Below are 1,212 nucleotides of genomic sequence, written 5' to 3'. Positions count from 1 at the left end.
CTCGCTGGACGAATTCAAGATGGCGGAAATGCTCTTCGGCCTGGAGAGCATCAAGTACTGCATCAAGCACGTGAAGCAGTGGATGAAGCCGGAGAAGCGCCACGTCGCCCTGCTCAACGCGCCGGCCAAGGCACGCGTGCAATACCAGCCGCTGGGCGTGGTCGGCATCATCGTGCCGTGGAACTACCCGGTGTTCCTGGCCATCGGCCCGCTGATGTACGCGCTTGCCGCCGGCAACCGCGCCATGATCAAGATGTCCGGCTACACCCCACGCCTGGCACAGGCCTTCAAGGACATGATCGAGGAAATCTACACGCCCGACCATGTCACGGTGATCACCGGCCAGGGCGAGATCTCGCAGGCCTTCCCGAAACTGCCGTTCGACCAGATCACCTTCACCGGCTCCACCAATGTCGGCCGCATCGTCATGGAAGAAGCGAGCAAAAACCTGACCCCGGTGCTGCTGGAACTGGGCGGCAAGTCACCGGTGATCGTGCACGAATCCTTCCCGCTCGCCGACGCCGCCGAGCGCCTGGCCTTCGGCAAGTGCTGGAACGCCGGCCAGACCTGCGTTGCCGCCGACCACGCCTATCTGGCGCGGGGCAAGCAGGACGCCTTCGTCGAGGCGTTCACGAAGCAGATCGCCACCATGTATCCGACCCTGCTGAACAACCCGGACTACACCTCGGTGATCAATGACAAGCAGTACAACCGCATCCAGGGCTACCTCGCAGACGCCCGCGAGCGCGGCGCGCGCATCATCGAGATCAACCCGGCCAACGAGGACTTCAGCGCCAGCCGCAAGATGCCGGTTACGCTGGTCACCGGCGTGACCCGCGACATGCAGATCATGCAGAACGAGATCTTCGGGCCGGTGCTGCCGATCCTCGAGTACGACGACGTCAACGAGGTGCTGAAGTACATCAANGTCGCGGTCGACGACCTGCCCTTCGGCGGCGTCGGCGCCTCCGGCCTCGGCAAGTACCACGGCCGCGAGGGCTTCCTGGCCATGTCGAATGCGCGCAGCGTGCTGATCAAGTCGCGCATCGACAGCATCAAGTACATCCTGCCGCCGTTCAACAAGCCCATGCACGCCTTCGCCAAGCGCTTCCTGCTGCGCTGAGGCCGCACCGGGCAGACCGGAAGGCCCGGCGCCGGCAAAGGCTGGCGCCAGGGGGAGGAATGGCACCATTTATCCCCCGCCTGACGGCA

At 64.2% G+C, this 1,212-nt stretch carries 1 protein-coding gene; it reads left to right on the top strand.

What is annotated here, in order from left to right; genetic code table 11:
* Nucleotides 1–19: 19 nt before the first annotated feature.
* The gene (locus C5O18_RS09870; protein ID WP_478209698.1) at nt 20–1,123 is read left to right on the top strand and encodes an aldehyde dehydrogenase family protein; all 1,104 of its coding nucleotides are present in this window, start codon (nt 20–22) and stop codon (nt 1,121–1,123) included.
* Nucleotides 1,124–1,212: the final 89 nt, after the last annotated feature.

Source organism: Amnimonas aquatica (genome assembly GCF_002943415.1).
Taxonomy (GTDB): domain Bacteria; phylum Pseudomonadota; class Gammaproteobacteria; order Pseudomonadales; family Moraxellaceae; genus Perlucidibaca; species Perlucidibaca aquatica_A.
The sequence above is the reverse complement of the archived record's forward strand: the minus strand, read 5'-3'. Positions and strand labels throughout refer to the sequence as shown.